Genomic DNA, 26,945 nt, shown 5'->3' with positions numbered 1-26,945 from the left:
AAAGGCTTAATTGACCACATAAACCTATCATTTTTACTTTAACATAATTGGATTTGGTTGGGATATGATTTGTCACCATTTTTCCAAAATATATTTCGATTGCATCCATACCATTCTGATAATACCACATTCATGAAATTCCATTTACCGTTTTTAACAGTAGCCGTTCTTTTTTTTAACTCAGTTGCACTTTTTGGGCAGCAAACCTATTCCGGGACCATCATCGACAGTCAAACGAAGGAGCCCCTCTTTGGTGCCTATGTTTTCCTGAAGGATGGTCAAGGTGAAACCCTGAGTTCTACCTATACCGACTTTGATGGTAAATTCGAAATCAAAAAGCCGGAAAAAAATGAGTTTTTGGTGGAAGTATCCTTTATCGGGTACCAAACCCTGCAAGAAAATAGGACCGCTCCCCAGGGAAACGATTTGGGTACATTCGAACTGGTAAGTGATGGGCAGGAAATGGAAGCTTTTGAGCTTTCTGCCGATGCGCTTACGGGAGAAGTGAGGGGCGATACGGTCGCTTTCAATGCCAATGCCTTCAAAACCCGGCCTCAGGCAGATGCGGATGAGCTGGTACGGAAAATGCCGGGTGTGGTGATTCAAAACGGTGTAATAGAAGTGCAGGGAGAAGAAGTGATGGAAGTGCTGGTAGATGGCAGGCCTTTTTTCGGAGACAATCCGGCTGCCGCTTTAAAGAACCTTCCGGCACAGGTGGTGCTGAAGATCGAATTTCTGGATCAGAAAAGTGATGAGGCCAGGTTGACCGGATTTGACGACGGAGAAACCACAAAAACCATCAATATCATCACCAAACCGGATATGCGGGCCGGTAGGTTTGGAAAGTTTTATGGGGGATACGGTACGGATAACAATTACATTGCCGGTGGCAACATGAACTTTTTCAATGAGGCCCAGCGCTTATCCATACTTGGATTGAGCAACAATATCAACCAGCAGAACTTCGGGGAGGATGAATTGGGAAATATCGAGGGAGATGACAGTCGCAGAGGCGGCAACGAACTGGCCGTGGGCGAATTGCCGGGAATCACCAATACCAATGCGGTTGGTGTAAACTTTTCTGATGAATACCAGGACGAAAAACTTAAAGTAACCGGTAATTACCTGTTTAACGACCGGGATAATGTATTGAACAGGTCTTCTTCCAGGGAATATATCCTGCCCAATGATAGCCTTCAGATTTATCAGGAAGACAGAAACAATCAGACACGCACGCAAAGTCACCGCATGAGTGCCCGAGTGGATTATAATATCAATGAACGCCATGCACTTATTCTCCGTCCCAGAATAGGTTTGGACTATCGGAAGTCAACCAATATCAGGGATGCCTTTAACCTTTTTGATGCCAACACCCCTATCAGCAGCAACAACAATACCACCACTTCAGAGCGCCAATCATTGAATTTCAGGAATTCCCTGAATTACAGGTATAATTTTACCAAGGAGGGAAGGGCATTGTCTACCTATATCTATACCAGTACCTATGATAGCGACAGCCGGTCAGACATGGTAGCCGTGAACGAAAATTTTCAGACCAGCAATGTAGATTCCCTGATCCAATTCAGAAATAACCTGTACTCTAGTTTTTATTACAGTACAGGGGTAAGTTATTTTGAACCGATTAGTGAGCGGTCCCGGTTGAGAATAGGATATAGGCTGTCCAACAATGCCTCCGATACCGATCAGGAGGTGGAAATTCAGGAAGCTGAAACGGACTTTGTCCGGCTGGACAGTGCCCTGACCAATCGCTTCGAAAATCAATACATGACCCATAGGGGCAGGCTCGGTTACAGTTATAAATCCGAAAAACTCTCTGTATACAGTACAGTCAGTTACGAATCCGCAAACATAGACAGTGATCGCCTATTCCCAGGCTTTGAAAACACCCAAAGAAGCTTTTCCAATGTGCTGCCAAGAGTAGTGGTCAATTACCAACTGGGAGAATTCAGTAACATGCGTGTGGATTACAATACGGATACCGATGCGCCTTCTATCCGGCAGTTGCAGGATGTGATCAGCAATGCCAACCCCCTTCAAATTTCCAATGGTAATCCGGATTTGGTGCAAGAGTACAGCCATCGGCTGTTTACCCGATTCCGGAAGATCAATCCGGAAACCAACCGTTCCCTGATGTTTTTCCTGTATGGCAATATCCGCAATAACTACATCGGAAACGAAACCTTTGTCGCTGCAAAGGATACCCTGATTCAAAAGGATGTCTTGCTCAACCAGGGCGGTCAGTATACCCGGCCGGTAAACCTGGACAATTATTACGTATTCAGGCTGTACGGCAGTTATGGATTTCCGCTGAAATTCATGAAAAGCAACCTGAATATCAATTCTTCCTACACCGTTCGAAACAGGCCGGGGATCATCAATGGGCAGGAAAACTTTAACACCAACTCGACCTTTAGTCAGGGGATCAACCTGAGCAGTAATATCAACGACAGGATCGACTTTAACCTTTCCAGCAGAGGGAGTTTTAATACCGTGAGGAGCAGTCTGCAGGAAGACCTGGAAAACAATTATTATACCCACCGTACACGGGCTGATCTGTTTTGGAACTTCCTGGGAGGGGTGTTTATGGGAGGCAGTGTCAATCACCAGGTATATTCCGGGCTGGGAGAGGGCTTTGACAGGAGCATCATGCTGGTGAACCTGGATTTGGGATACCGAATCCCGCCCAGCAACAAAACAGAAATCAAATTGACGATCTTTGACCTGCTGAACCAGAACGTAAGCATCGACCGAAACGTGACTGATGTGTATGTGGAGGACGTTCGAACCCAGGTGTTGCGACAATTCTTTATGCTTACGGTCACCTATAACCTGAGAAGGTTTGGCGGTTATGACATGGCGCTATAATGGGCAGAAAAAGGCAGGTTAATCGGGTTTCAGGCCAATAGGTGCTTTTCCAGATGACTTTCCAGATAAGCGAGTCACGCATGATTTGCTTATTCTATTTCTGTTATTTCAACTTTGTAAATTTCATGCGGGCAGGATAGTGCAACCATACATGGAATGAAGAGGGCGAGCTTTTGCGTAGCATTCATGATTCCATTTTTTTGAACTTATCTAATAAGCTATCACGTAATTAACAAGTGTTCAATTGATTAATTGCTCCTCAATCTTTTTTCCGACAGGGAAAGAAGTAAGTTTTCTTCCAAAGGAGATATCCTTACATTTGGGCTATCATGAAAGCGCTATTGGAAACCATAAAAGGATGCACCCTCTGTGAGCCCCACCTTCCATTGGGTCCCAATCCGGTACTGGTGGCCAGCAAAAATAGCAAAGTACTGATCATCGGGCAGGCTCCCGGCACCCGGGTGCATGCCACAGGCATCCCCTGGAATGATGCCAGCGGCCGGGAATTAAGGCGCTGGATGGGTGTGGATGCCGGTCTTTTCTACGACCCTGAGATTTTTGGTATTGTGCCCATGGGGTTTTGCTATCCGGGAAAAGGAAAAGGAGGGGACCTGCCTCCCAGACCTGAATGTGCCCCTACCTGGCATGCGGCACTTTTGGAACAAATGCCACATATCCAAATGACCTTATTGATCGGGCAATATGCCCAGAACCATTACCTCGGAAAAGAAAAAGGGAAAAACCTGACCGAGACAGTTCGGAATTTTGAAAGGTACCTCCCGGAATATTTCCCCCTGGTGCATCCATCACCCAGAAATACCATGTGGCAACGAAGGAATCCCTGGTTTGAGGATCAGGTGGTACCTGAATTAAGGAGAAGGCTGTCCCGGCTTATTACCTAAGCAAGCAGGGTAACACAGCTTATATTATCCCCATTTAATTATCTGATCAGTTTCAAAATGAGTAATTTTATTTCAGAAATTGCATAGCCCGGCCAGCCCATGAACCCTATATGTCCCCAAAATAGCCTTACTTATGCGCTGAAATTGGCCTTAGGCATGCTGGTTTTAATGCTTGTTTTGCCTGCCTGTTCGGAGCAGCCACCCCAAGCTGATACAGCCAGTGAAGAAGCAACTGATCCCACCAGGTTCACCTATGAAACCCTAGCGGATGGCCTGGAAATGGATTTGATATAGGTTTCAGGTTGGTTATGGAGTTGGACTGAGGGAATGGATTTTATTAGCAGAGGTATATATTTTTTGTCCGAATAGATAAAAAGCGTATTTTAAGGCATGGAAAATAAACACAGGCGTTCTTTTTTGAAAAAAGCAGGCATAGCAGCTTCTTCGCTGTTGGTAGCCCCCACCATTATTCCCGCATCGGCCTTGGGGAGAAATGGATTTACAGCCCCATCCGACCGGATCAACATGGCATTTATCGGTGCCGGAAATCAGGCGGGTAATGATGTGCAAGGATTTCTTCCTGACCAACGGGTGCAGGTTACGGCCATTTGCGATGTGAATAAAAAGAGCCCCGGTTATTGGAATGGCAAGGTAGCGGGAAGGGAATATATACAACAAGTGGTGGATGAGTATTACTCAGATAAACATGGAACGTCTTACCGCTCTGCAGTTGGCTATACCGATTTCAGGGAGGTTTTGCAAAATAAAGATATTGATGCCGTGGAAGTGGTTACCCCTGACCACTGGCATGCCATTCCTGTGATGATGGCAGCCGCTGCAGGGAAGCACATTTATTGTCAAAAGCCCCTGTCCCTTACGGTGGAAGAGGGCAGGGCGATGAGTGATGCCGTACGGAAATATGGGGTTACTTTCCAGACCGGCAGCCAGCAAAGGTCCAGCCATCATTTCCGAAGGGTTTGTGAATTGGCCAGAAACGGGAGATTGGGAGAATTGCACACAGTTACTTGCGGACTTCCCGGAGGTACTCCTGATTTTGGGAAAACCGGACATTTAACCGAAACCGTCCCGGTGCCGAAGGATTTTGACTACGATATGTGGCTGGGTCCGGCACCGGAAGCTCCCTATAGTCCCTGCCGGACACATGTCAATTACCGCTGGATCATGGATTACTCCGGAGGAAATGTAACAGACTGGGGAGGACATCATCCGGATATTGCCCAGTGGGGGATGGGAACAGACCATACCGGACCAGTGAAAATACAAAATGCCCAGGCGGTCTGGTCCGATCATCCCGTATGGAATACAGCAGTCAGGTTTTATTTTGAATGTGTATACCAAAGCGGCATCAAGCTGATCATTCAGAGTGACAAGGATTTTGGAGTGACTTTCGAAGGAACGGAAGGGTCTGCCTGGGCTACCAGGGGTGACCATAAAATTAATCCGGAAACACTGGCCGATACCAGCATTGGTCCGGATGAGACGGCTCTTTATGTAAGTGAAAACCACTACAGGAATTTTATCGATTGTGTTTTTTCCGGTGAAGAAACGATAGCACCGGCTGAGGTTGGGCACCGGTCCATCAGCCTTGCTCATCTGGGTAATATCGCCATGATGCTCCAGCAGGACCTGGACTGGGATCCGGTAAATGAAAAGTTTAAGGGTAACTTTGCTGCCAATCAATTGCTTTCCAGAAAGATGAGAGAACCGTGGGGTGCTTTATTCAGGGAATATAAGGTGTGATTATCCCCAGTCCAAATTCGTTCAGGCATCGGGTGAAATTCTCCTTTTACATATTGGTTTGCCCCTTCATTTTTATGACAAAAGTCAGTTTTATCCCTGATGCTACATAGCTTTTTCGGTAAAGTTGGGTGATAACTTTGTAGGATAATCATAGCCACAATTGTGGTCCGTTATTTTAGAAATCATCACTTATGTCATCAGTTCATCATTTTCACATTCCAGTAATGGGATTGGGTTTTACAGTAGACTCTCCCATTAAAGTAGCCAAATATGGTATTTCATCTGTAGTTTCCATTATGGATGACCAATTATTGGAGGACATTCGGCGCCGATACAGCCGTGAACTGACCATTCCCTACATTGCCATACATGAGGATGATGATGACAGCCGTGCAAAAAGGGTGGAAGCCTATCTGAATTTATTGCAATATGTGGTAAACAGGGAAATGAGGCACCTACAAAGTCAGGATTTTGTCCTGGATAAGGATATCAACCAGTATTTCGATCTCCTACCCAAAGATCATCCTGCAGCCAGACTTTACCTGATGATGAAGAATGCTGCCGGTTTTAAAAGGCTGGACCTGCAGGAAGAATTAAGAAAACACCTGGTTCCGGGAAGAACCGATGTCAACATCATGACCAAAGTTGACAAAATCAACTATTCCAAGTCAGGAGAAGCACTGGGCAGGGAATATTCCGATGCCTTAGCTGCTTTGCGTGGCTTTGCAAAGAGCAAGCTGGAAGGGGGAGTGGTATTTTCGGCGGGCATGAATCCCGCCTTGTACAGCTATATGGAGGAATTCGATGTATTTTTTCCAGACGAAAACGGAGCCATCAAAAAGCCTGTGATATTGAAAGTGTCTGATTACCGTTCTGCATTAATTCAGGGAAAATTTTTAGCGAAGAAGGGGATTTGGGTATCTGAATTCAGAATTGAGTCGGGTTTGAATTGTGGAGGGCATGCCTTTGCCACAGATGGCCTGCTCGCCGGGCCCATCCTGGATGCCTTTAAAGAGGATCGGAAAGAACTTCGGGATACCCTTTTTCACCTGTGTCAGGAGGCTTTGGAAAAGAAAGGGTTAGCGAAATTGCCGGAAAACAGTCAACCTAAAATCACCTATCAGGGGGGAATTGGGAATGCTGAAGAAAACCAATTTCTGATGGACTATTATCAATTGGATGGAACCGGTTGGGGAAGCCCATTCCTATTGGTTCCGGAAGCCACTAGCGTGGATGAAGACACCTTACAAAGACTTCTGCAAGCAAAAAAATCAGATTTTTACCTGAGTCATGCCTCCCCTTTGGGAATTCCCTTCAATAATCTCAGAAACAGCAGTGCGGAAGAACAGAGAATATCCCGGATTGAAAAAGGCCGGCCAGGAAGTCCTTGTTATAAAAAGTTTCTTTCTTTTAATACAGAATTTACCGAGAAACCCATTTGTACGGCATCACGGCAATACCAGGATTTGAAAATCAAACAGCGTGCAAAAGGAGAAATCAGCGAGGAGGAAATCAATGGGGTATTGGAAAAGGATTGCCTCTGTGAAGGTTTGAGTGCCCCTGCTATTTTAAGTGGAGGAGAGGTGCCCAGGAGGAACCTTAAGGCAGTGACCATTTGTCCGGGTCCCAATCTGGCTTATTTTAAAGGGATATTCAGTTTGAAAGAAATGGTGGACCACATCTATGGAAAAGTCAGCCTTAAACTGGATGCCGAAAGGCCCCATGTGTTTGTCAAAGAGCTTCAGTTGTACATGCAACACCTGAAAACAGAAATCAGTAAAACAGTCACTGAGAATAATAAAAAACAGGAAGCCTACCTGGATAAATTCCGAAAAAACCTCTTTGAAGGAATCGATTACTACCAGGGGTTGGTAACAGTCTTTGCTATGGATGCGGTTTCCGGTATGGAGAAAATTAAATACCAGCTGGATCATTTGAAAATGGAACTGCAGGAATTGACACCGGGTCTGACCAAATAGACGTCTTGTTATGCTTGATCCTGCCTGAACATTTGAAGACTGCAAGCAGTTGTGAAATCATTTTTGGATGATCATGAAATGAAAACGATTCAAGCCTTCTGGATTTTACCATTTATAGTATTTAGCCTGCTTTCAGGAGTTTTGGGTGGTTGGATCCGATTGGGCTTTGTGGCCATTCCGCTGGGAGCAGCAGCTGCGCATCACGGACTGCTGATGGTAGGTTGTTTTCTGGGGGCCTTGATTTCTCTCGAAAGAGCCATGGTCATGAAAAATAAATATGGGTTGGTTGTCCCCTTGTCCAGCGCTTTATCCATGTTTTTTTTGCTTGGAGGGTGGCCAATACTGGGTGCCATTCTACTACTTGCTGCCAGTTTAGGTTTGGTTGTACTCATGTATTTCCAAACCTTAAAAGTTCCGAAAATCTATACCTATATCATCGCTTTGGGAGCAGCAGCCTGGATGCTGGGCAATTTTGCCTATATCTATTCAGATTTTGTACCCATGGCAACCGGCTGGTGGATGGCATTTTTGTTGTTTACCATTTTGGGAGAAAGGATGGAGCTGAATAAATTTTTACCTACTCCTGTTTGGGCGAAATATGTTTTTTATGCTGGTCTGGCAGTGTTTGGCCTTGGCTTGTTGCTTCCCTTTCACCAATGGGGCAACACCGTTTTGGGTGCTGCTTTATTGATTTTGTCCATATGGCTTGTTCGCTTTGATATGGCCAGATTTGCAGCTAAAAAGTCAGGGCAGTTTCGGTATATCGGAATTGGATTGCTTACCGGTTATTTTTGGTTGGCCCTGAATGGCTGGATTCTGGGTTGGATGGAAGGGCACTCCTTCTATTATGACCTGTACCTGCATACCTTTTTTCTTGGATTTACCTTCTCCATGATATGGGCCCATGCACCGATCATTTTTCCTGCAGTCTTTCGCATCAAAGCAGACGTATTCCATCCGGTATTGTGGTGGGGATGGGGGATTTTTCAAATCAGCTTGGCAGCACGAGTAGCTTCTTCCTGGGCTGGATGGACATCCTGGCGTTATTTTTTTGGTACGGTAAATGGGTTTTCCATCCTCGCTCTATTTCTCAGTATGGGCTTGATCGTTTATTTTCGAAGGAAAGTTAATGCATCTATAATCACCGTTGATTTGGCAGGGAAGGCAAAAATTATCAGGTCAGAAGAAAAAATGGTAAGCAGTAAATAAATTAATTGCATAAATTTGACAATGGTTATCATGGTTGCTCGAATCGTTTCATATGCACTTCCATTTTTGCTGGCAGGCTTGATGCTCGTTCAGAGTGCGACCCTGTCCTTGATTCAGCTGGATTTTATATGGAACAGAGAGGCAATTGCAGAAATGTTTTGTATCAATTTGGACAAGCCACAAATGAATTGCCACGGCTTCTGTGAGTTGGGGAGAAGGTTGGAAAAGGCGTCAAATACCGAACTGCCTCAGGACCTTCGTATACCTGAATTTGTTTCCTGGGTTTTTGTTTTTTCTCGCATTTATGCTTTCCAGGCTGCTTTCGTTTCGAAATCGGCCGATCAGTTAGATCACGCTTACCTGGAGCCCGGCAAGTCCAGATTTCTTACCGGGGGGATTTTCCATCCACCCCAATCTTAATTTCTTTTATTTGCTAAAATCAGGTATGGGCAGCTTTGAAAATAGAGGCTGTTCGGCATAACCTATCCCTTGTTTTAAGTCGACAGTGGACAGCAGTTGTGTAGAATCGTGCGTTCCAAAACGATCCTATTTTAGAAGGTACCTTCGCTGCAACTATAGCTATAGTGGTACCAAATGGATGATTTTTACCATGGAGCGAGGCCACGGTGACAAAAGCTACCCGATTCAAAATGCCTGCTGTTTACTTTCGCAATACTTTACCATTTACAGTTCCTAACCAACGGGTCCATGTATCACTCATTTCCCTTTTGGGAAATCCAGAAATCTTTATGTAATGAAACGAATTGTCTTATTATTGCAGCCAGCCATGCTATTGATGGCAGTACTTTCGATTGCCCATGCCCAAGAGGGTAAACCCATCCGTTTTTTTGACGGGGAGGATGGCTCTCCCATTTCAGGCTTAAGTTACAGCTATGGAAACCAGGTAGGGAGCAGTGATTCATCCGGAACGATTTTTCTGCGATTGCAGCAGGAAAGCAGGCTCCGTTTGCAACACCTCCGATACGGCTCCTGGGAGCTCACAGAGGCAGCATTTAACCGGCTTTGGGAAACAGGTAGTGCAAACTGGAATCCGGATTGGATGGAGCTTTCCCCAGTTTCGGTCATTGCCATTGGCAGCCCTCAGGAAAAGGATCAGCAAATTATCTTTTCGTCCCGGGACAAATTGCATCACGACGCAGGAGCTTTGCTGAATGAAAACCCGATGATATCTTCCATTCGGAAAAGTGGCGCTTTTGGTTTTGATCCGGTCATGCGGGGCTTCAAATACGATCAGATAAACGTGGTGGTGGACGGATTGCAAGCTGCCAGCGCAGCCTGCCCCAACCGGATGGACCCGCCCACTTCACAAATAGCCCTAAGCCGCATGCAAAAGGTAGAATTACTCAAAGGGCCACATGCGCTAAGGTACGGAATAGGATTGGGAGGGACGTTAAATTTTATCAGCGAAACTCCCGAATTTGTCGAAAGACCAGAGGCTTATGGTAGGTTTTCCAGCATGTGGGAGCAAAATGGGCAGGTGTGGCGAAGCGAAGCCAAGCTGGGTTGGAGAGCGAATAAGGCAGACATGGGGCTGATAGGTTCCTGGTCCCGTGGCTTGGACTATCTGGACGGTGATGGCAATACCGTGCCTGCATCTTTTATGCGTGGATCTGTAGGGTTTTATGGAGATTTTGCTACCGCTAAGGGAGAAAATTTGTCGGTAAACCTCAACCGGAATTTTGCACGAAACGTGGATTTCCCAAGCTTGTCGATGGATTTAAGGAAAGACGATACCTGGATCGGAAACGCCAGATTTAAGAAGTCCTTCCAGGGGCGGCAGCTCAAGGCCATCACCCAGTCAGTTTACCTTAGCCTGGTAGATCATCTGATGGACAATGGCTTACGAGAGATAAGCCCCCGGATGATGGATGCCCGAACACCTGCCAAAACATCCAACGCCGGCGGAAGGGTGGAAGGAGAATGGCAACCGGGTACCGGTCGCCTGTTTGCCGGCCTGGATTTCCGAAACGAAAAGGCTGCGGGAGTGCGGGAAAGGACATTTCTGATGGGACCCAATGAAGGCAAAACCCTACTGGACAATGCCTGGCAAAAGGCTATGATACAAAAATTCGGGCTTTTTACGGCGTATTCCATTCCCTTGAAAGAAGGGATGCTCAGTATATCCGGCAGGCTGGACATGAACCGGGCTCAGGCCTTGGACCCTACCGTTGAATTCAGGCAGCAATTTGATGAAATTTCTTCCCTGCAAGCCAATCCCGGCATTTCTTTAGGCTGGCAAAAGGACCTGAACGATGCCTGGCAACTCGGTTTCTGGCTGGCACGGGTTAGTAGAAGCGGCAGCCTTACCGAACGGTACATCAATTATTTTCCGGTAGGGTTGGATCCTTACGAACTCCTGGGTAACCCTCAATTGAAACCGGAAACGAACAATCAACTCGACATCAGCCTGCAGCATCAGACCGAACAGTTTTCCATCTCGGTCAGCCTGTTTGGGGCTTACCTGAATGACTACATTACCGGTGTACGGACCGAACTTGCTCCCCGATTGCCCCAGAGTCCCGGCGTCAGGAAGTTTATCAATTTGGAGGAGGCAATAAAAACCGGGATGGAATGGACCATTGAGCACAGGATAGCCCCACAGTGGTCGCAGTCCCTGATGGCTGCCTATACCTATGGTCAGGATCTCCCACATCAGGAAGCACTTCCCGAAATTGCGCCCCTGGATCTGCGCTACTCCTTGCAGGGCAAACACCTGGATGGAAAGTTGACTTCCTTGCTCCGGTGGCGGGCTGTTTCTGCTCAAAAACGTGTGTCTTCCCGCTTTGGAGAACCCACAAGTCCGGGTTTTCATTTATTGGACCTGGAAGCTGCGTACCGCTTGTGGCCGGCCCTCACGGTACGGGCCTCAGTTCACAACCTGCTGGATCAGACCTATTACGAGCACCTGAACCGACCCATTCGTACTCAAGGGGCTCCATTGTACGCTCCAGGACGGAATGTAAGGCTGATGCTGAGTGTTGATTTCTAAAAAAGATAAATAAGTATTTTATTTAGCCTGTAATTTGTCTATATTTGTTTGTGCTTTATTTTGGAAAAAGTCTTGCGGCAAAAAAAGAAATCTCATGCAAAAACCGCTAAAGAGACATGAAGCGTTGGTACCTTTGTCGAGGGACCATCATTTTGGCTTGCTATTGGTTTGGAAGATCAGACAAGGATTGGCCTTTGAAGTAAGCCTTTCGAGAATTTGCAATTACCTGATCTATTATGTTGAGCATCACCTGCTGCCTCATTTTCAATTGGAGGAATTGGGGGTATTTCCGTTTTTGGATGAAAAAGACGAGTTGCGGCAAGAAGCCGAGGAGCAGCATGAAGTGATTCTTGGTATTTTTGAGACCATTAAGAGTGGGGAGGAGGAACATAGTGCGAATCACCTCTATCAATTTGCCGGGAGTTTGGAAGCCCACATTCGGTTTGAAGAGCGAATCCTGTTCGAACACATGCAAGACGTTCTTTCCCCGGATGAAATGCAAAGGTTGGGAGAAAAAATATCGGAAAGTCATCGGTTTGGGGACGAAATTTGGGAGGATGAATTTTGGAAAAAAGATAACTAATAAATAAATGTTTTCAAAAGCTTGTGAGTATGGCATAAGGGCTGTAATCTATATATGGTCTCAGAGCAAAAAAGGAAATAAACTGGGGGTGAAGGATATCTGTAAGGAGATTGATGCTCCCGAGTACTTTACAGCCAAGATCCTGCAGTCCCTGGCCAGGCAGAATATTGTCAGTTCCACCAAAGGACCCAATGGAGGGTTTTATATTGACAACGAACAAGAAAACATGCGGCTAATGGATTTGGTCGTGGCCATTGATGGGGAAAAACTATTTATTGGATGCGGGTTGGGGCTAAAGCAATGTTCGGTAGCTAACCCTTGTCCCATTCATCATGAGTACAAGGCAATCAGGGAGGGACTTGCCAGTCTGCTCAAAGCAAAGACGCTTAGGGATCTGGCTGATGAGGTATCCAGTGGCAAAGCCACCCTGCATTCCATTCTTTAGGACCATTTTCAATTTTAAAGTATAAACTGATCAGTAGTGGAGAAAAGGGAAAAAATAGAAGAAATAGATCAGATCAAAAGTTTGGTGGATGCTTTTTATGGAAAAGTGAAAGCTGATCCCCTGTTGGCACCAATTTTTGAAAATCGGATTAAGGGCGACTGGGACAAACACCTGGATAAAATGTACCGGTTTTGGCAGACGATATTGCTGGAAGAACACACCTATTATGGTAGTCCCTTTACTCCACATGCCAGCATGCCGATAGATGCACAGCATTTTGAACGCTGGTTGGAACTTTTTAAAGCGACAGTCAATGAAAAATTCACCGGTGAGAAAGCAAAGGAGGCCATCTGGCGGGCAGAAAAAATGGCCTTGATGTTTCAGGCCAAATTAAATTATTACCGGGAAAATGAAATTTATCCTTTAAAATAAAACCCCTTTATGGCCCGCTTATTTCGATGATTTTTGTAATGATTTCATCATTTTGCAAGCCCAGTCCCTCTTTTTGGTATTGCAATACTCCCTGCTCATCAAATACACTGATGATGTTGGAATGAGAGAAATCTATAGGATCTATTCTTTTGTATTTTACTGCCAGTATATTGGCAAAATCCCTGACCCCTGATTCCGTCCCTTGTAAAAACAGCCATTGAGCGCCATCCATCTGGTTAACTTTAGCAAATTGCTTTAATTTTTCAGCGCTGTCATTAAGGGGGTCGATACTGACCAAAATATACCTGGGCTGTTGTACGGCAGCCGAAGATGTTTTTTCTTCAATCTGCCGCATATCGGCTACCAACCTGGGGCAGGCGGTTTTACAGGCAGTATAGATCATGACCACCACCAATGGCTGGCCTTTCAGGTCTTTAAATGAAATCTTCTCGCCATCCTGTGTATTCCAATCAGATGGCAGGTGGTAGATGGACATGTCATGCAGTTCCTCCTGCTGCTTGCCTCCTCCCGACACGGGACCGTTGCTGTTGCTGCAGCCAGAAAGCATTCCGGACAGACAACATAATATGATTAATTTTTTCATGGCTTTCAATGGTTAAAAATGGTTTTTACTTTTGAATTAAAGTTTAATCCTTTTCAGATTTTCCGGTTTTGGCACACCTGAAGCCTATGGTTGCCAGGTTATTCCGGGCGTGAAGACTCGACCGCATGGCATAGCGCATAAAGGCCGCATAGTTCATCAGATCATTGGCTCCCAGTGCTCCACTGGCACAGAAGAGGCCCAGGTCAGTGTTGCCATAGTTTCGGGATTCCCCCGTCAGGATAATGGCATTGAAATCTAATGTCCACTCCCAGACCAGGCCGTGCAGGTCGGAAATTCCCCATACGTTCTTTTCCTGATTTCCTACCTTTTGCAAGTAGGTTCTGGGTTTTTCATAACTGCGTAAGATGGCCAGGTTGAACAAACTATCCTCCCTGGCATCTTTCAGTGTAGGACTGGCCATGGCCACATATTCCCACTCATCTACTGTAGGGAGACGTTTGCCCTGACATTCACAATAAGCCTTTGCGGCAAACCAGGAAACATGGTTTACCGGGCTTTTCTTCAGGGATTCTGGAAAGGAGAGATCTCCATCCCAGGATGCCAGGTACCTTTCGTCTGCAAAGAGCCCTTTCACGGCTGATTTTCTCCATTCAGGTTTTTTTTCCACGAAGGAAAGGTACTCCATATGTGTTATCGGTAGGGCATCCAGGTAAAAGTCTGCTACCTGCACCTGGGCCGTGGAGGTGCCGTAAAGCGGGGTGTATACCCCGCCTGTGACCGGCACCATCATTTCATCCTGTGCATGAACGGTAAAAGATACCATCAATAAAACCGGTAGAAGGATCGCTGATTTCATCTTCTGCGGCTTTTCACCATTTCCGGACTGACCAGGGTGCCATTGTTATCCCAGCTATTGTACACATAAGTCAAAACATTGGCTACCTCTTCATCGCTGAGCTGCTGTGCAGGCATGATGCTGTTGTATTTTTTTCCATTGACTTCGATTTCTCCTGAAAGGCCGAAAAGCAGGGCGTCAATGGACCGGTTTACATCTTCATTCAGGTAATCTGACTGGGCAAGAGGAGGAAAGGCATTGGGAATTCCTTCCCCATTGGACTGGTGGCAGGCAAAGCAGGCCTGCATGTACATCTTTTTACCTGCTTCGATCCGATCCGACTTGCTCAGGTCCTTGGGAGCTTCCATTTCCAGTTCACTTTTTGGCATGTTTTGAATGATGCTGCCTTCGGGCAGGTAAATGCCTTCCATGATTTCTCCTGCAAAGACCTGGGGGTTTTCTTCTCCACTTACAGCCAGTACTCCCAAGGCACCTTTGTTGAAAGCTCTGAATATGGAGTGATCCACCAGTACCAGGTTGGAGGGAACATCCGCCACAAATTCCAGTATGGCTGCACCTCCGGCCGGAACCAGGGTAGTTTGCACATTGGTATTGATCTGACTGCCACCTTCCACATAAACCTTATCAAAAATTTCACCGATGACATGGAAGGAGGAAGCGAGGTTGGGTCCTCCATTGCCAAAAAATATCCGGATGCTTTCTCCTGTATTGGCTGTCAATGCATTTTCACCGGAAAGGCCGTTCACACTTCCATTGAATACCACATAGTCAGGATTTTCGTCAATGGCTTTCTGCATATTAAACGGTTGCAAGCCAGGTTGACCAAACTTCCCGTCTGTATAGAAATCACCCTGCATAACATAGAATTCCTTGTCTACCGGGGGTAAACCACCTTCCGGCTCTACCAAGATAAGTCCATACATGCCATTGGCAATGTGCATTCCCACAGGAGCTGTGGCACAGTGGTAAACATATAATCCGGGATTGATGACCTTAAATGAAAACGTTTTCTCCTGGCCTGGTGCTACAAAGGAAGCTTCTGCACCACCACCCTGCCCGGTAACCGCATGCAGGTCAATGTTATGAGGCAATTTATTATCGGGGTGGTTTTTAATTTTAAATTCCACCAGATCGCCTACCCTTGTCCTGACAAAGGAGCCTGGAACGGTTCCTCCAAAAGTCCAATATAAATAAGTCACCCCATCGGACATTTCTGCCTCCTTTTCGATGATTTCCATTTCCATATAGAGCTTTTTTGCAGGTCGGTTTCCGACAGGAGGAGGCACCATGGGAGGGCTTGTCAGCTCAGCCACCTCTTCTCCGAAGATCTTGATCCCGGCATATTCATCCGCACTTTTGGAAAAATATTTTTTCTGATCCTGCTGCCCGGGACTACAGGAAAGTACAGATCCAATGAATAAAAAGATAAAAAGACATTTTAATCTTTTTAATGGGTAAATTTTTTCAGTCGTTTTCATGAGGTTTAAATTTTTTATTTTTTGCCGTTAAAAATGCTTACAGAGCTGATGTTGTCATTATTTTCTAATGTAAAAATAGCTGCGAAAGCACATCCAAAAGCAAACCTTTATTAGTAGGGAATATGACTTTCGTCAGCTAATACTGGTATTGCCGTGTAAAATGCTGCTTACCAAATTATTTACCCACGAATTTTGAACCTTAAAAAATCAAACTTAATTTAAACGAAATTTAAAAGCCTTCAAAACATGACAATTTCACGGTATTTTAATTTATTACTGTTGTCCTTATTGTGTATTCAACCATTCGCCTCCTTTGCCCAATCGGGAAGTTCCCTATTGTTCCGGGAGGATTTTAAAGAGATACCTGCCGAAACGCCGGTAACTCAGGAGCACCTGGCAAACAGGGAACTGAGTTTACATTTATACGGTGCAGCCAAACAGCAGCTGAAGAAAAGTAACCATCCGGAGATCCCGAATGACCCATTCTATATATGGTCTGGTACCTGTGAGGCCAACTGGGCCATGGCGCTTTCCTGGCAGCAGAAAACCATGGATTTGAGCGATAAAGGTAAAATCAGATGGAGAAGCAGGCAGTCCGGTTTCCGGCAACTTCGGGTAGTGCTGCAATTGCCAGATGGTAGTTGGTTTGTGAGCGATGACCATGTTGGAGAAACCAAAGATTGGACCGTTTCGGAATTTGATCTTTCCAGTATGAATTGGCGCAGACTGAATATGGACGACATCATTGAGGGAAAAACAGTGGAGGCTCCTGATCTTTCAAAAGTCCTGAAAATAGGTGTTTCTGACCTGATGAAAGGGGGAGGGACCCCGGCAAGTTCCCGGCTGGACTGGATTGAAGTTTACGGAAAGGAATAGTTTCAAATGACTATTTTATTCCGGTCTTCTTTCTTCCATTGTTTGAAGGTAAGGATGGCCATTATAGAAATAAGCAATAAAATCCCCACCACCACATAAACCCATTTGGGAACCGGTACGGGATCGCCGGCAGCATAGGAATGTAAACCGGAGAGATAATAATTTACCCCAAAAGAGGTCATGATGATGCTTCCGAAGGCCCACAGACTAGCCAGGTTATATACCAAAGCATTTTTCAATGCCGGAACCAGTCTCAGGTGAAGGACAAAAGCATACACGATTACTGAAATCAAGGCCCAGGTTTCTTTGGGGTCCCATGCCCAGTACCTGCCCCAGCTTTCGTTGGCCCAGACCCCGCCCAGGAAGGTTCCGATAGCCAGGAGAAACAGGCCGGAAGTCAGGGCAATTTCATTTACAATATTCAGTTCCAAAAGGCTTTGCCACCACCGTTCTTTGGGAGCTTTAGGTTTAAAAATCATCAAAACAAGTGCCAGTAGTGCCATAATGGCTGCCAATGCCAGGGGCGCATAACTGCTTACAATGATCGCTACATGTATTTTAAGCCAATAGGAATGCAATACAGGCATCAGGTTGGTGATTTCGGGATTGAGCCAATCCAGAAAGCCCACAAACAATAGGGTTCCTGAAAACAACAATCCCAGGGGGATGGTAAATTTAGATTTGCCTGAAAAAATCAAGCTGAAAAAGAGGATACCCCAGGCTACAAAAACCAGCATTTCGAAGCCATCACTCCAGGGAGGATGCTGGGCAATATACCACCTCAGTGCCAGGTGAAAGGTAAACAATAGCCAGCCCGTCCAGGCAAGCAACTGTCCCACTCTCCAGATGTTTTGCATTACTCTGTGTTGCCAAAACAATTGGGAGATACCCAAAAAGAGCATCAGTGTTCCCAGTAACCAGAACGGCCCGAACAAGCGGGCACCCAGGTTCAGTTGGTTGTATAACAATTCAGCCTGGATGAGCCTTTTCGGTGGGTAAACTTCCTTGCCGGCTTCCTTTTGATACAAGGCTATGTACGAGAGGGCATCTTCTGCTTCCTGCCATTCCCCAACCTGCAGTCCTTTTTGTAAACCTGACAAATAAAGTTGTCCGATGTTTTTTACAAACCGGGCATCTTCCTCCGTAAATCCCTGATTGAACTCACTGCTGGTAAACCAGGTATCGTTGGCGTCCAATTTGTTGGGGTAAAGGCGCAGAAAATCGCCTGTCAATAGGGCGTAGAAAATATTAAACCGCTCGTCGATTTTTAATAACGCTTTGTCGGATTCGTTTCTTTCAGCAGGCTTTAGTCGGTTGACGCTTTCTACCATTTCATTGAGCAGATAGGTGCCTTCAGCATTGATAAAACCTCTGAAGCTGATTTTTTCAGCGGGTGAAATATCCAAAACCTCAAAAACTTTCCGGGACTTTTTCCGGTCGATTTTTATTACCGGCACCTTGCTCATCGCCTCCGGATCCAACTGTACAGCCAGAAGAAATTGTTCGGGAGTAATCCTTAAATTACTGGGCTGGGCTTCGATTGAAAAATAACTTTTACCCGTGAGTTTTCTTGAAATTTCCCTGGCAAGGGTATTCAATGGCTTCATTCGGCCATCTATATCCTGCACAATTAATTTACCATAAGCAGCTGCTATTTCTTTGGGTACCAGAACCGATTCCAAAGGCTGAATTTGCTGGGCATGGAGCTGTTGGGAGCATGCGAAAATAAGCAAAACCAAAGGTCCTCGCTTTTTCAATGAGCTAAGCTTTTTGTTGAGCATCTGAAACCTGCTTCCCCTGGCAAACAAGGTGAGGAACATGCCCAAAGCCAAAAGCCCATATCCCAGATAGGTCAGGAGCGTTCCGGGACGATCCTGATTCACGGATAGTATGGTTCCCCGTTCGTCATTGTCATAGGAAGATTGGTAAAACCGGTACCCCCTGTAGTCCAATACATTGTTCATGTAAATCCGAAAGGGGAATTCTTGCCCTTCATCCATGACCATCACTTCTGAGGCATAACTTGAGGGACTTTGGCTACCCGGATACCGGTCCAATTCGAAGGCATTGAGGTACAGTTGGAAGGGTAATTCAATGGCTTTGGGACCATAGGTGAACTGGTAATTTTCTCCCTGAAATGTAAATGGAACCCAGGCAGGTTCCATGGATACCAACTTTATAAAACCCGATTGGAGGGCTTGCTGATCCTTATCAAGAACACTGAAGGCCATATAATCCGGCAAGTCTTTGGCCAGCTCGGGGTTGGGCTCCGGCTGATATTCCAGTCTTACGTTTTCTTCAATTCCCTTGATCATGAACGCCCCTTCGTCCCATTGGTAGAGGCTGCGCAATTGTAAAGGGGCACGCTCCCCTTCATGCAAGACGCCCATCTGCTGGGTACTCATTTCCATGACCTGCAGGTGTACCTGGGTTTGGATATACCATCCTGCTTCCGTTTTACCAATGCAAATGGGGCTCTTGCAGTTTTCCTTGCTGGATAAAACCAGTTTGTCCAAAAGAATTTCATTTCCCTGCTTTAGTTTAAAATCCTCTCTGCCCTGGCCCATGGCTACCGCCATATCAATATAGGTTTCTTCTCCTTTCTCAAACACTTCCCTTGCGCCGGCTATGTACTTCTCCAGGCGTACAGTCAGTTCCGAGCTGGAAGGAAAACTAATTCTGAATTCTTCGGGCTTAAAATTTTGGGCAATGTATTGCAGGGGTTTTTCATATACTTTCCCTTCATTTACTTGCTTCAGCTGAAGGTAATGCGAACTGGTATAGAGGGTACTTGCCGCTTCTCCTTCCCGGATGTGCATGGTTCCTTCTACACTTAAATACCGGGTGATACCTGCGCCAAGAATGATAAGGATAAAGGCCAGATGAAATAGCCCCACGGGCCATCGGTTTCGATGAAACAGCTTGTACTTTCGAATATGATTGATAAAACAAAATGCCAGCCAGACCATCAGAATTTCAAACCACCAGGATTCATAAACCAGGCCTCTGGCTACTTTGGTACCATGGTCATTTTCAATGAAAGTAGCCACACCCATGGACCCGGCAAAAAGCAACAGCAATAACAAGGTTATTTTTGTAGAAAAGAGCAAAGAAAAATATTTCATCTGTTTATAATTTGTCTTTAAGCGGTCAGATGGAATCTTTGACGATTAAAATAATCATTGCCCTGTGTGTTTAATGATGATTTTAATCGTGTCGATTTCATGTGTTTATAATTTGTTTTTTAGCTGTCAGATGGAATCTCGCATGATTGATAATCATCTTACTGTGTGACGTTCTCGTCATGCTCGATTTCATAGGGTCAAAACAATATGCCTATAAATTTATTCGGCATGGTAGGACGAACGATCAACATCAGATAAGCCCAGTTTTGGTTGGTTTTGAGTGATCCGTTAGCTTGTATAAGCTGCTCAAAGGTATCGGAATGAAAAAACTGACTGTAGCCTCCCTGCAGGGAAATGGCCTGATTAAAGACCAAACCAAAGGAAAGGTCTATTTCGGTACCCAATCGTTTATCCATCAATTCTCCTGACACGAAATTCGTGTACACATCCGCATAGCTGGAGAAAAAATGAGCATCAGTTTGGATAAAAAAGGAAGGGTTGAAGTCATGCCGTCCCTTCAGGTATATATCCTTTAAGCCTACATTGTTCTCATGGGTGCCTCCAACATAAAAAAGATCCATGTAGCCATTATATAGGTGGTTGGTTCCATATAAGGGAGAAAAGGATTTGTTTTCCGATAAATCATTGGTCGGGGTACCGCTGAGGATTTCTATTCCCGCAGCAAACCTTAGTTTTTTGCCTTCACTTTCCAGTGGGATTTGCTGGCTGGCCTGTAAATTTACATCAAAACCGTTGGTAGTACGGCCCATACCATCTTTACCCAATTGGTGGTAATAGAATCCGCTCAGCATGGTTTGCTGGAATTGGTATTTGAAGGTGGGTATGCCTATGGTTTGTCTGTGGTATACCCCATCCGCAATCACCGTCCCCACATTATCTCTTTCAACGTATTGCCTGCCATCATTCCAGAACAAAAAAGACAGGTGCAGGTTTTCCCATTTGTTTTCATACCGAAACATTTGGGCATATTTGTACTGGTTGCCTGTGGTGAATAGGTTTCCCGAAAGCCGGGCTTCACTCTGGTTGTACCCGGCGCCGAAATGGATTTTTCGATTTCCCTGTTCCTGTTTGACAAGCGCAAAGTCATGCGCCCTCCCCTGCAATGCCCAATCCAGGTTTCCCAGAAACCTGAAGTTGTCATAATTGAGTTCTTGTCTCCCCAGTTTCACCTTCCAGGTATCACCTATAGGCAATTCTGCATAGGCTTCATGTACAGAAAGAAACGTATCGGAAAGCTTAACCTGAGGGGTATTGCCCCATACCCTGATATCCTGAATGCTCATGTAAAAATCCACCGGTTCCGATTGGTAGCTGGCCTGCAGCCTGGCCCTTTGCGCAATAAATCCGGCCGGGGGCTGTCCCTCCGGTATTAGCCTGCTAAAACCATTCCTGAATTCTGCCCGCTGAATCAATTGACCATCCAGGTTAAACTGGGCCAACAGGGGTTGAGAGATCAGCATAGTACTGATCCCAAGTAGAAAAAATAAAGATTTCTTCATGTAATGGTCTTTTCGTGTTTCAAAATAAGATGGCTGTTATCAATTTAAAATTAAGGTACCTGTTGGTATGGTTGGTTTTGAATTACCTTGAGCTGACGGTTGTTACTTCTTTTTTTTCTTGTCTGGCCTTGCCTTCTTTCAGCCATTCAGGTACTACCTGATCCAGAAAGGTTTCTTTGGCTGCCTTTTCTTCGGCTATATCCAGGCCGATGTATGCCTGAAGCGCATCCTTGTCGGCAAAATCCGGCATGTCTACTTTTTGATTATAACCCATACTTGCCAATAACCTGGCCAGCTCAATCCTGGTATCCTGAATAATGCCTGTAGCAGAGGTGACGATACTACTGGTTTCTAGCGGGGCATGAAAGGCTGCTCCGTGAGAGGCTACGGAATAGTCCCATCGCCATTGCGCATGTCGGATTCCCTGAAGGATATTTTCCATATCCGTTTCTGAGGCTCCTAATTCCCAGGCTTTTGCGGCCTCTATATGGGCCATGGCGATCAGTCTTTGCAGCTTGGAAGTACCGGCTTTGATTTTTCTTTGTCTTTCATACACATCTGTTACCAGGTCTGACTCCTTTTCCCTGTGGCAGACAAAACAGGAGTTTTCAACATTGCTTAAGGGTGAACCTATGTGGTGGTCGGTGAACTTTTGTCCCCCCTCTGATTTATAAGGCATGTGACAATCGGCACAGGATACACCCCTTTTGGCATGTACGCCTAAAGAATAAAGTTCATAATCCGGATGTTGCGCTTTGATCATTCGGGCCTTGCTGAGCGGATGTACCCAATCTGCGAAGTCAATATTGTCATAATATTTTTCCACTGATGCTACATCCATACCATCTTTCCAGGGGAAAGTCAGGTACTGGGCATCTTCTTTACCAGGAATGGACTTGTCAAAATAATATTCCACATGACATTGGGCACAGACCAGTGACCGCATTTCCTGATGGGAGGCTTGATTGACATCCTTACCCATGGCCTCAAAAGCTTCAATGAGCGCCGGCCGGGTGATGGTCAGGTTCATGGTTTCAGGGTTGTGACAATCGGCACATCCTATAGGATTGATGACTTCGGATCCCAAATCCGAAAATTTCTTGCTATAATATTCCGTTACACCAACTTCACTCATCAATCTGGGTACATCGGGGCTTTTACAGGTCCAGCAGGTGCTGGGCATGGGGCCTTCTCCAGCCTCCATGGGAGCCCCTGTCCTCAGGGTTTGTCGAATATCTTCTACCGCATAGGCATGGCCTCGCGGATGGTTGTAGTCCTTACTGAACCCGTAACCCGCCCATAATATTACCATTTCGGGATTTTCTTCCAAAACATCCCTTTTACCACTGGTATTGTACAGGCTACTAAAGGTGGTGTCTGCGGTCTTTTGGTAGGATTGGTGTTGCCTGGGATAATTCAATCCCCAGACAGAATCTCTGGGTTCGATACCTTCTAGTTTGACTTTGGGTTGGTAGGCAAAACGGGCTTCCGTTTTTCGATCCATGATGGTATATGCCAGCATGGCTAAAAGGAATACGATAATCGCAGTAATTCCAAAAAGCATCCAATTTTTCATAACCTGAGTATTTATTTTGGTTCATTCTTTTCTTGCATGGATTCTTTCAGCCATTCTGGGATGATTTCAAGATCAGCCGGTGCATGAGCCCGTATGGGTTCAATTTGGTGTCCGGTAGCTGAAAGGCTTTTTACCCTTCCATGGGGCACATCCCTATGGCATTCCCAACAGGTCCTGTCTGTTCTTTTTTCTTTATGGCTTTCTACAAAACCTACCATTTTGGCATCGGTAACCTGATCTTCATGGCAGCGGATACAATTGTTCTGAATGACCCTGATAGAAGGTCCCAGGGCCTTGATTACTTCAGGCTCAGCCCTCATGGTAAAAACAGAAGCATGGTACAAACCATCTTTGGCTTTGAAGAAATACTTATTGGCAATATTGTCGTGGGGAACATGACAATCATTGCAATGCGCCACTTCCCGGTGGGAACTGTGGTTCCAGGTAATGTATTGGGGTGTCATGATGTGACAGTTGACACATGCCTGTGGATCATCTGACAAATAGGAGGCGGCATTGCTAAGTTTTAAAAGGTAAATGCCCAAACCGAAAATAGCTGCAAGCAAAATGGTAGCTGCTGGTCTCCATTTATGGGGAGGTACCAGGCTATACCTAAAAAGGAATCTTTTAAATCGATGGCCAAAAGACATAAATAAAGTTCTTTTTACATTAAATCAATGCAATTATTTAAAAAGGTTGTTTCACCACCATATATTAATATTCATTATCAGCTTTTTACTATTAATTGTAATTTACAAAAAATTTAAGGTTAGAAAAATAAAAGAATAAAGTAATTTAATTATTTCAAATGGCTTTGGGATCGTTCGAAAGTGTTGCTAATGTCCCGTTTTATATGCTTTATTTCTGGTTGACCCCAAATTACGACCTGACATGGGGTTGAAATCAAAACAATTTCAAAATTTTTCATCCGTTTTTATTGCTATGTGACACATTTTTATTAGGTTTAAGAGAATTTGGAAGTTGATAAAGTTCAAAATAACCCATTTTCCAAAACATTATAGCTGTTAGTCAGTTTAAAATAAACCCAATTTGAAGGATCTGAACAAGATCCTTCTTTTTTTTGGTTAAATTTTAAACCTATTTTTTGAATAAAATCAGAAATTTTTAATATTTCAGTTATTTTTTAAACCAATACGTAAAAAATTTACAAGATGAGAGGAAGGTTTGGTTGATAAACAACAGGTTCAGGTATAAAATCGCTTTTAAATGAATTAAAGCGTGGTTTTTTACAGTAACAATACCCTAAAATAAAAATAATCTTCTTTATTTGCATTCGTTTTTTACCTGATTATCGGATCCGTCTTTTCCAGGCATTGTAAATTTCAGCCAGGGGATCACTTAAAATAAATTTTAAATCGGTATCCTTCCAGTTGAAATCGGCACTTTTTTTAACCGAAAATATTTTTTTTCGCATTTTTATCACTGATACAAAGTCCATGTATCGAATTGGTTGAAATGTAACAGGGGGAAGGTCCTCATCCAGCGCAGCCAAGATATGTAGAAAAGGGAAATTGACTCCTGATAAATGAGAAGCGATCAGGCTGCCCCAGTACCGGGCATTAATCTCAATAATTTTGAAATCTCCCTCCTTTTGGTCGTACCTCAGGTCCACATGTGCTATCCCAGAGAAATTTAGTTTATTAACCAGCTTTTCTACCCCATTATAGACAGCCTCATTTTTGAGAAACTGCACTCCTGCAGCAGCCGCGAACCTATTGCTTCTTTTTAGAAAGCCTTTTTGAATGGTATGGGCAAGAATTTCCCCGTTCTTTGCCAGAAAGCTCATGTCAATATCGTAACCTTCTATAAATTCCTGTACAATATACGTTCCTTGTTTGGGGTCAGATAGGGGTTTGATGGCTTCTACCTCCTCTTTTTTGAATAGCTTGTGAACATTTTTGCCTCCCCAACCGGTTTCCGGCTTGACAATTACCGGATAGGGAAAGGACTGCTGATTTACCTGGTTTAATTCCATTAAATCATTCAGGTATTCGGTTTTGGGTGCAGGTACCCCATGCAATTCGCAAAACTTCGCTAATTTATACTTATTGGTAGCGATAGCCAGCGCGCCTTCCGTTGAAAGGGTAGCCAGCTTGGTATTAGCTTGAAAAACCTTTTTATGGGAAGCGAAAAATCTATAGCTGTCTTCATCTATCGGAAGAATCACATCAATATTTTTTGATTCCACCAGAGCCAAGAGGTCTTTGATATAGGACTCCTTGCCTTTATCAGTTAAAGTAGTAAAGCTTTCCTTATAAAGTGAATACCTGAAGGGACTTTTTGGGTCGAAGGAACAGCCATGCAGCTTTATCTCAGTGAATCCTTTAAGGCACCTGACCACTGCCATGGTGTGCCCGCTTTCTGTGTCCGGGATGAGGACATTAATTAATTTGCGTTTCATAGAAAAAAATTTATTAAACAAAAATAGCCGCCTGAATAAACTATTCATTCAGTTTGAAAACTTAAAATATTTAAGTTTTCCAAATGCTAAAATATCTTTTCAATGGATTTTCAACTGACCAACCATTGATAAGAAATTCCTGCCAACACCCCCATCACAATAATCAAAGGCGAGGGTACTTTGCTGAACTGCAGCAAGGCAAATGTACCAATTATGGCCATGATATTAAAAAGGTTGTTATCCAGGGGTTCAAAAAGCAGGTAAGCTGCTGCAATCAGCATGCCACAGCTTACTGCATTGATTCCTTCAAGTGCGGCCCGTACCGGCCTGTATTTTTTGAGTTCATCCCAAAACCGGATGATAAAGAATATTAAAAATGTGCCGGGAAGAAAAATCCCTGCAGCGGCTATCAAACCACCTGTGATCATTCCTGTAGCACCTAACTCCCGCATAGAAAGGGCTCCAATGTAAGAACTGATGCTAAAGGTGGGGCCTGGAATACTTTGGGAGATGGCGTATCCGGTTAGAAACTCTTCCGAACTCAGGTAGTTTTTAAATTCTACAAATTCGGTATACAGGTAAGGCACCAAAACCTGTCCCCCTCCAAAAATCAAGCTGCCGTTTCGGTAAAAATTTTCAAAAAGCCTGACCGGCAGTAATCGCGTATAGTGACCCAAAATGGCTGCAGCAATCAGCACTCCTGCCCATAGGATAAAGTTTTTCCAGGAAATCTTGATCTTCGACTTTTCCTTGATGACCGGTTGCTTGTTGTAATTGTGGGTGGTGATCAGGCCTCCGATGGCCAGCATGATAGGGAATATGAATGGTGAGTTGTAAAAAAAGGCAACAAATGCTGCGATCATCATTAGCAAGGCCGCTTCAACGGTATGGATCATTTTTTTAATGGTGATCTGAGAAGCGTATATAATGTATCCAATGGCCATGGGTTGAATGAACTTCGCAAAACTCAGGGCCCCATCCGTATTGGCTTGCAGGTGCTCTATTAATAGTGCAGTACCTATCATCAGGCAGGTAGCTGGAAAAATCCAGACCAAAAGTGAAAGATAAGCCAGTGTAGGACCTCCTATTCTGAAACCTATGGCAGATATGGTCTGCGTGGAAGTAGGTCCGGGAAGCACCAGGCATAGGGCATTTAATTCCAGTAAATCCTGTTCTGTGATATAGCCTCTTTTTTTGACCATCAGGTTGATAACCATGGCCAGGAAAACCTGTGGGCCACCAAATGCTGTAAGGGAAAGCACGAGTACATCCTTCAGATAAATGTAATACCGTACCCTCCTGATGGTAGCCATAAAACCA

The 26,945-nt window shown here is 44.8% G+C and carries 21 protein-coding genes; 12 read left to right on the top strand and 9 right to left on the bottom strand.

The window, feature by feature from the left end; all coding sequences use genetic code 11:
• Positions 1-132 precede the first annotated feature (132 nt).
• The 11 genes from GL182_RS12535 to GL182_RS12485 all read left to right on the top strand — a co-directional run bounded on the left by GL182_RS12535 (position 133) and on the right by GL182_RS12485 (position 13,207).
• Complete coding sequence (locus GL182_RS12535) at positions 133-2,886, top strand: TonB-dependent receptor (RefSeq protein ID WP_163380010.1); 2,754 nt, start codon at positions 133-135, stop codon at positions 2,884-2,886.
• Between the two features lie 329 nt (positions 2,887-3,215).
• Entirely contained in the window at positions 3,216-3,788 is a 573-nt protein-coding gene (locus GL182_RS12530; protein ID WP_163380009.1) for a uracil-DNA glycosylase family protein, read from the top strand.
• 99 nt (positions 3,789-3,887) lie between these two features.
• Positions 3,888-4,082, top strand: a complete 195-nt coding sequence (locus GL182_RS12525; protein ID WP_163380008.1) for a hypothetical protein — start codon at positions 3,888-3,890, stop codon at positions 4,080-4,082.
• Positions 4,083-4,178: 96 nt separating this feature from the next.
• Positions 4,179-5,549: a Gfo/Idh/MocA family protein gene (locus GL182_RS12520; RefSeq protein WP_163380007.1), complete on the top strand. Its 1,371-nt coding sequence runs from the start codon at positions 4,179-4,181 to the stop codon at positions 5,547-5,549.
• Positions 5,550-5,740: 191 nt separating this feature from the next.
• A complete protein-coding gene (locus tag GL182_RS12515) occupies positions 5,741-7,528 on the top strand; it encodes a hypothetical protein (protein WP_163380006.1) in 1,788 nt (595 codons plus the stop codon).
• Positions 7,529-7,606: 78 nt separating this feature from the next.
• On the top strand, positions 7,607-8,737 hold the full coding sequence (locus GL182_RS12510; protein WP_163380005.1) for a hypothetical protein: 1,131 nt from the start codon (positions 7,607-7,609) through the stop codon (positions 8,735-8,737).
• A 30-nt stretch (positions 8,738-8,767) separates the two neighbouring features.
• Complete coding sequence (locus GL182_RS12505) at positions 8,768-9,157, top strand: hypothetical protein (RefSeq protein ID WP_163380004.1); 390 nt, start codon at positions 8,768-8,770, stop codon at positions 9,155-9,157.
• Between the two features lie 334 nt (positions 9,158-9,491).
• The gene (locus GL182_RS12500) at positions 9,492-11,747 is read left to right on the top strand and encodes a TonB-dependent receptor domain-containing protein (protein WP_163380003.1); all 2,256 of its coding nucleotides are present in this window, start codon (positions 9,492-9,494) and stop codon (positions 11,745-11,747) included.
• A 94-nt stretch (positions 11,748-11,841) separates the two neighbouring features.
• The gene (locus tag GL182_RS12495) at positions 11,842-12,330 is read left to right on the top strand and encodes a hemerythrin domain-containing protein (RefSeq protein WP_163380002.1); all 489 of its coding nucleotides are present in this window, start codon (positions 11,842-11,844) and stop codon (positions 12,328-12,330) included.
• Positions 12,331-12,337: 7 nt separating this feature from the next.
• Positions 12,338-12,775, top strand: a complete 438-nt coding sequence (locus GL182_RS12490; RefSeq protein ID WP_163380001.1) for an RrF2 family transcriptional regulator — start codon at positions 12,338-12,340, stop codon at positions 12,773-12,775.
• Positions 12,776-12,811: 36 nt separating this feature from the next.
• Complete coding sequence (locus GL182_RS12485; protein WP_163380000.1) at positions 12,812-13,207, top strand: group III truncated hemoglobin; 396 nt, start codon at positions 12,812-12,814, stop codon at positions 13,205-13,207.
• 7 nt (positions 13,208-13,214) lie between these two features.
• On the opposite strand, the gene GL182_RS12480 is transcribed toward GL182_RS12485, so the two are convergent.
• From GL182_RS12480 to nirK, 3 genes are read right to left on the bottom strand one after another with little or no spacing between them, the layout of a single operon-like run.
• The gene (locus GL182_RS12480) at positions 13,215-13,811 is read right to left on the bottom strand and encodes an SCO family protein (protein WP_163379999.1); all 597 of its coding nucleotides are present in this window, start codon (positions 13,809-13,811) and stop codon (positions 13,215-13,217) included.
• Between the two features lie 43 nt (positions 13,812-13,854).
• Complete coding sequence (locus GL182_RS12475; protein WP_240469817.1) at positions 13,855-14,628, bottom strand: formylglycine-generating enzyme family protein; 774 nt, start codon at positions 14,626-14,628, stop codon at positions 13,855-13,857.
• Positions 14,625-16,106 (bottom strand): copper-containing nitrite reductase, encoded by a 1,482-nt coding sequence (gene nirK, locus GL182_RS12470; protein WP_163379998.1) that lies wholly within the window; start codon positions 16,104-16,106, stop codon positions 14,625-14,627. The genes GL182_RS12475 and nirK overlap by 4 nt, the downstream gene beginning before the upstream one ends.
• A 246-nt stretch (positions 16,107-16,352) precedes the next feature.
• Between nirK and GL182_RS12465 the strand changes: the two genes are divergently transcribed.
• Entirely contained in the window at positions 16,353-16,982 is a 630-nt protein-coding gene (locus GL182_RS12465) for a hypothetical protein (RefSeq protein ID WP_163379997.1), read from the top strand.
• Positions 16,983-16,984: 2 nt separating this feature from the next.
• Here GL182_RS12465 and ccsA read toward each other — a convergent pair whose 3' ends face one another.
• The 6 genes from ccsA to chrA form a co-directional block, all read right to left on the bottom strand.
• A complete protein-coding gene (gene ccsA / locus GL182_RS12460; RefSeq protein ID WP_163379996.1) occupies positions 16,985-20,107 on the bottom strand; it encodes a cytochrome c biogenesis protein in 3,123 nt (1,040 codons plus the stop codon).
• A gap of 197 nt (positions 20,108-20,304) precedes the next feature.
• Positions 20,305-21,627 carry an alginate export family protein gene (locus tag GL182_RS12455; RefSeq protein WP_240469816.1) on the bottom strand — a complete coding sequence of 441 codons (1,323 nt, stop codon included), beginning with the start codon at positions 21,625-21,627 and terminating at the stop codon, positions 20,305-20,307.
• 82 nt (positions 21,628-21,709) lie between these two features.
• Entirely contained in the window at positions 21,710-23,203 is a 1,494-nt protein-coding gene (nrfA, locus tag GL182_RS12450) for an ammonia-forming cytochrome c nitrite reductase (RefSeq protein ID WP_163379995.1), read from the bottom strand.
• Between the two features lie 11 nt (positions 23,204-23,214).
• Positions 23,215-23,853, bottom strand: a complete 639-nt coding sequence (nrfH, locus tag GL182_RS12445) for a cytochrome c nitrite reductase small subunit (protein WP_163379994.1) — start codon at positions 23,851-23,853, stop codon at positions 23,215-23,217.
• A 659-nt stretch (positions 23,854-24,512) separates the two neighbouring features.
• Positions 24,513-25,625, bottom strand: coding sequence for an ATP-grasp domain-containing protein (locus GL182_RS12440; protein ID WP_163379993.1), 1,113 nt, complete (start codon positions 25,623-25,625; stop codon positions 24,513-24,515).
• Between the two features lie 110 nt (positions 25,626-25,735).
• Positions 25,736-26,938 (bottom strand): chromate efflux transporter, encoded by a 1,203-nt coding sequence (gene chrA / locus GL182_RS12435; protein ID WP_163379992.1) that lies wholly within the window; start codon positions 26,936-26,938, stop codon positions 25,736-25,738.
• Positions 26,939-26,945: the final 7 nt, after the last annotated feature.

Source organism: Cyclobacterium sp. SYSU L10401 (assembly GCF_010993705.1).
In the GTDB taxonomy this organism is placed as follows: domain Bacteria; phylum Bacteroidota; class Bacteroidia; order Cytophagales; family Cyclobacteriaceae; genus Cyclobacterium.
The sequence above is the reverse complement of the archived record's forward strand: the minus strand, read 5'-3'. Positions and strand labels throughout refer to the sequence as shown.

Coding starts and splice junctions, on each gene's coding strand:
- GL182_RS12535 (WP_163380010.1), top strand. CDS start 133: ATGAAATTCCATTTACCGTTTTTAACAGTAGCCGTTCTTTTTTTTAAC.
- GL182_RS12530 (WP_163380009.1), top strand. CDS start 3,216: ATGAAAGCGCTATTGGAAACCATAAAAGGATGCACCCTCTGTGAGCCC.
- GL182_RS12525 (WP_163380008.1), top strand. CDS start 3,888: ATGAACCCTATATGTCCCCAAAATAGCCTTACTTATGCGCTGAAATTG.
- GL182_RS12520 (WP_163380007.1), top strand. CDS start 4,179: ATGGAAAATAAACACAGGCGTTCTTTTTTGAAAAAAGCAGGCATAGCA.
- GL182_RS12515 (WP_163380006.1), top strand. CDS start 5,741: ATGTCATCAGTTCATCATTTTCACATTCCAGTAATGGGATTGGGTTTT.
- GL182_RS12510 (WP_163380005.1), top strand. CDS start 7,607: ATGAAAACGATTCAAGCCTTCTGGATTTTACCATTTATAGTATTTAGC.
- GL182_RS12505 (WP_163380004.1), top strand. CDS start 8,768: ATGGTTGCTCGAATCGTTTCATATGCACTTCCATTTTTGCTGGCAGGC.
- GL182_RS12500 (WP_163380003.1), top strand. CDS start 9,492: ATGAAACGAATTGTCTTATTATTGCAGCCAGCCATGCTATTGATGGCA.
- GL182_RS12495 (WP_163380002.1), top strand. CDS start 11,842: ATGCAAAAACCGCTAAAGAGACATGAAGCGTTGGTACCTTTGTCGAGG.
- GL182_RS12490 (WP_163380001.1), top strand. CDS start 12,338: ATGTTTTCAAAAGCTTGTGAGTATGGCATAAGGGCTGTAATCTATATA.
- GL182_RS12480 (WP_163379999.1), bottom strand. CDS start 13,811: ATGAAAAAATTAATCATATTATGTTGTCTGTCCGGAATGCTTTCTGGC.
- GL182_RS12475 (WP_240469817.1), bottom strand. CDS start 14,628: ATGAAATCAGCGATCCTTCTACCGGTTTTATTGATGGTATCTTTTACC.
- nirK (WP_163379998.1), bottom strand. CDS start 16,106: ATGAAAACGACTGAAAAAATTTACCCATTAAAAAGATTAAAATGTCTT.
- GL182_RS12465 (WP_163379997.1), top strand. CDS start 16,353: ATGACAATTTCACGGTATTTTAATTTATTACTGTTGTCCTTATTGTGT.
- ccsA (WP_163379996.1), bottom strand. CDS start 20,107: ATGAAATATTTTTCTTTGCTCTTTTCTACAAAAATAACCTTGTTATTG.
- GL182_RS12455 (WP_240469816.1), bottom strand. CDS start 21,627: ATGAAGAAATCTTTATTTTTTCTACTTGGGATCAGTACTATGCTGATC.
- nrfA (WP_163379995.1), bottom strand. CDS start 23,203: ATGAAAAATTGGATGCTTTTTGGAATTACTGCGATTATCGTATTCCTT.
- nrfH (WP_163379994.1), bottom strand. CDS start 23,853: ATGTCTTTTGGCCATCGATTTAAAAGATTCCTTTTTAGGTATAGCCTG.
- GL182_RS12440 (WP_163379993.1), bottom strand. CDS start 25,625: ATGAAACGCAAATTAATTAATGTCCTCATCCCGGACACAGAAAGCGGG.
- chrA (WP_163379992.1), bottom strand. CDS start 26,938: ATGGCTACCATCAGGAGGGTACGGTATTACATTTATCTGAAGGATGTA.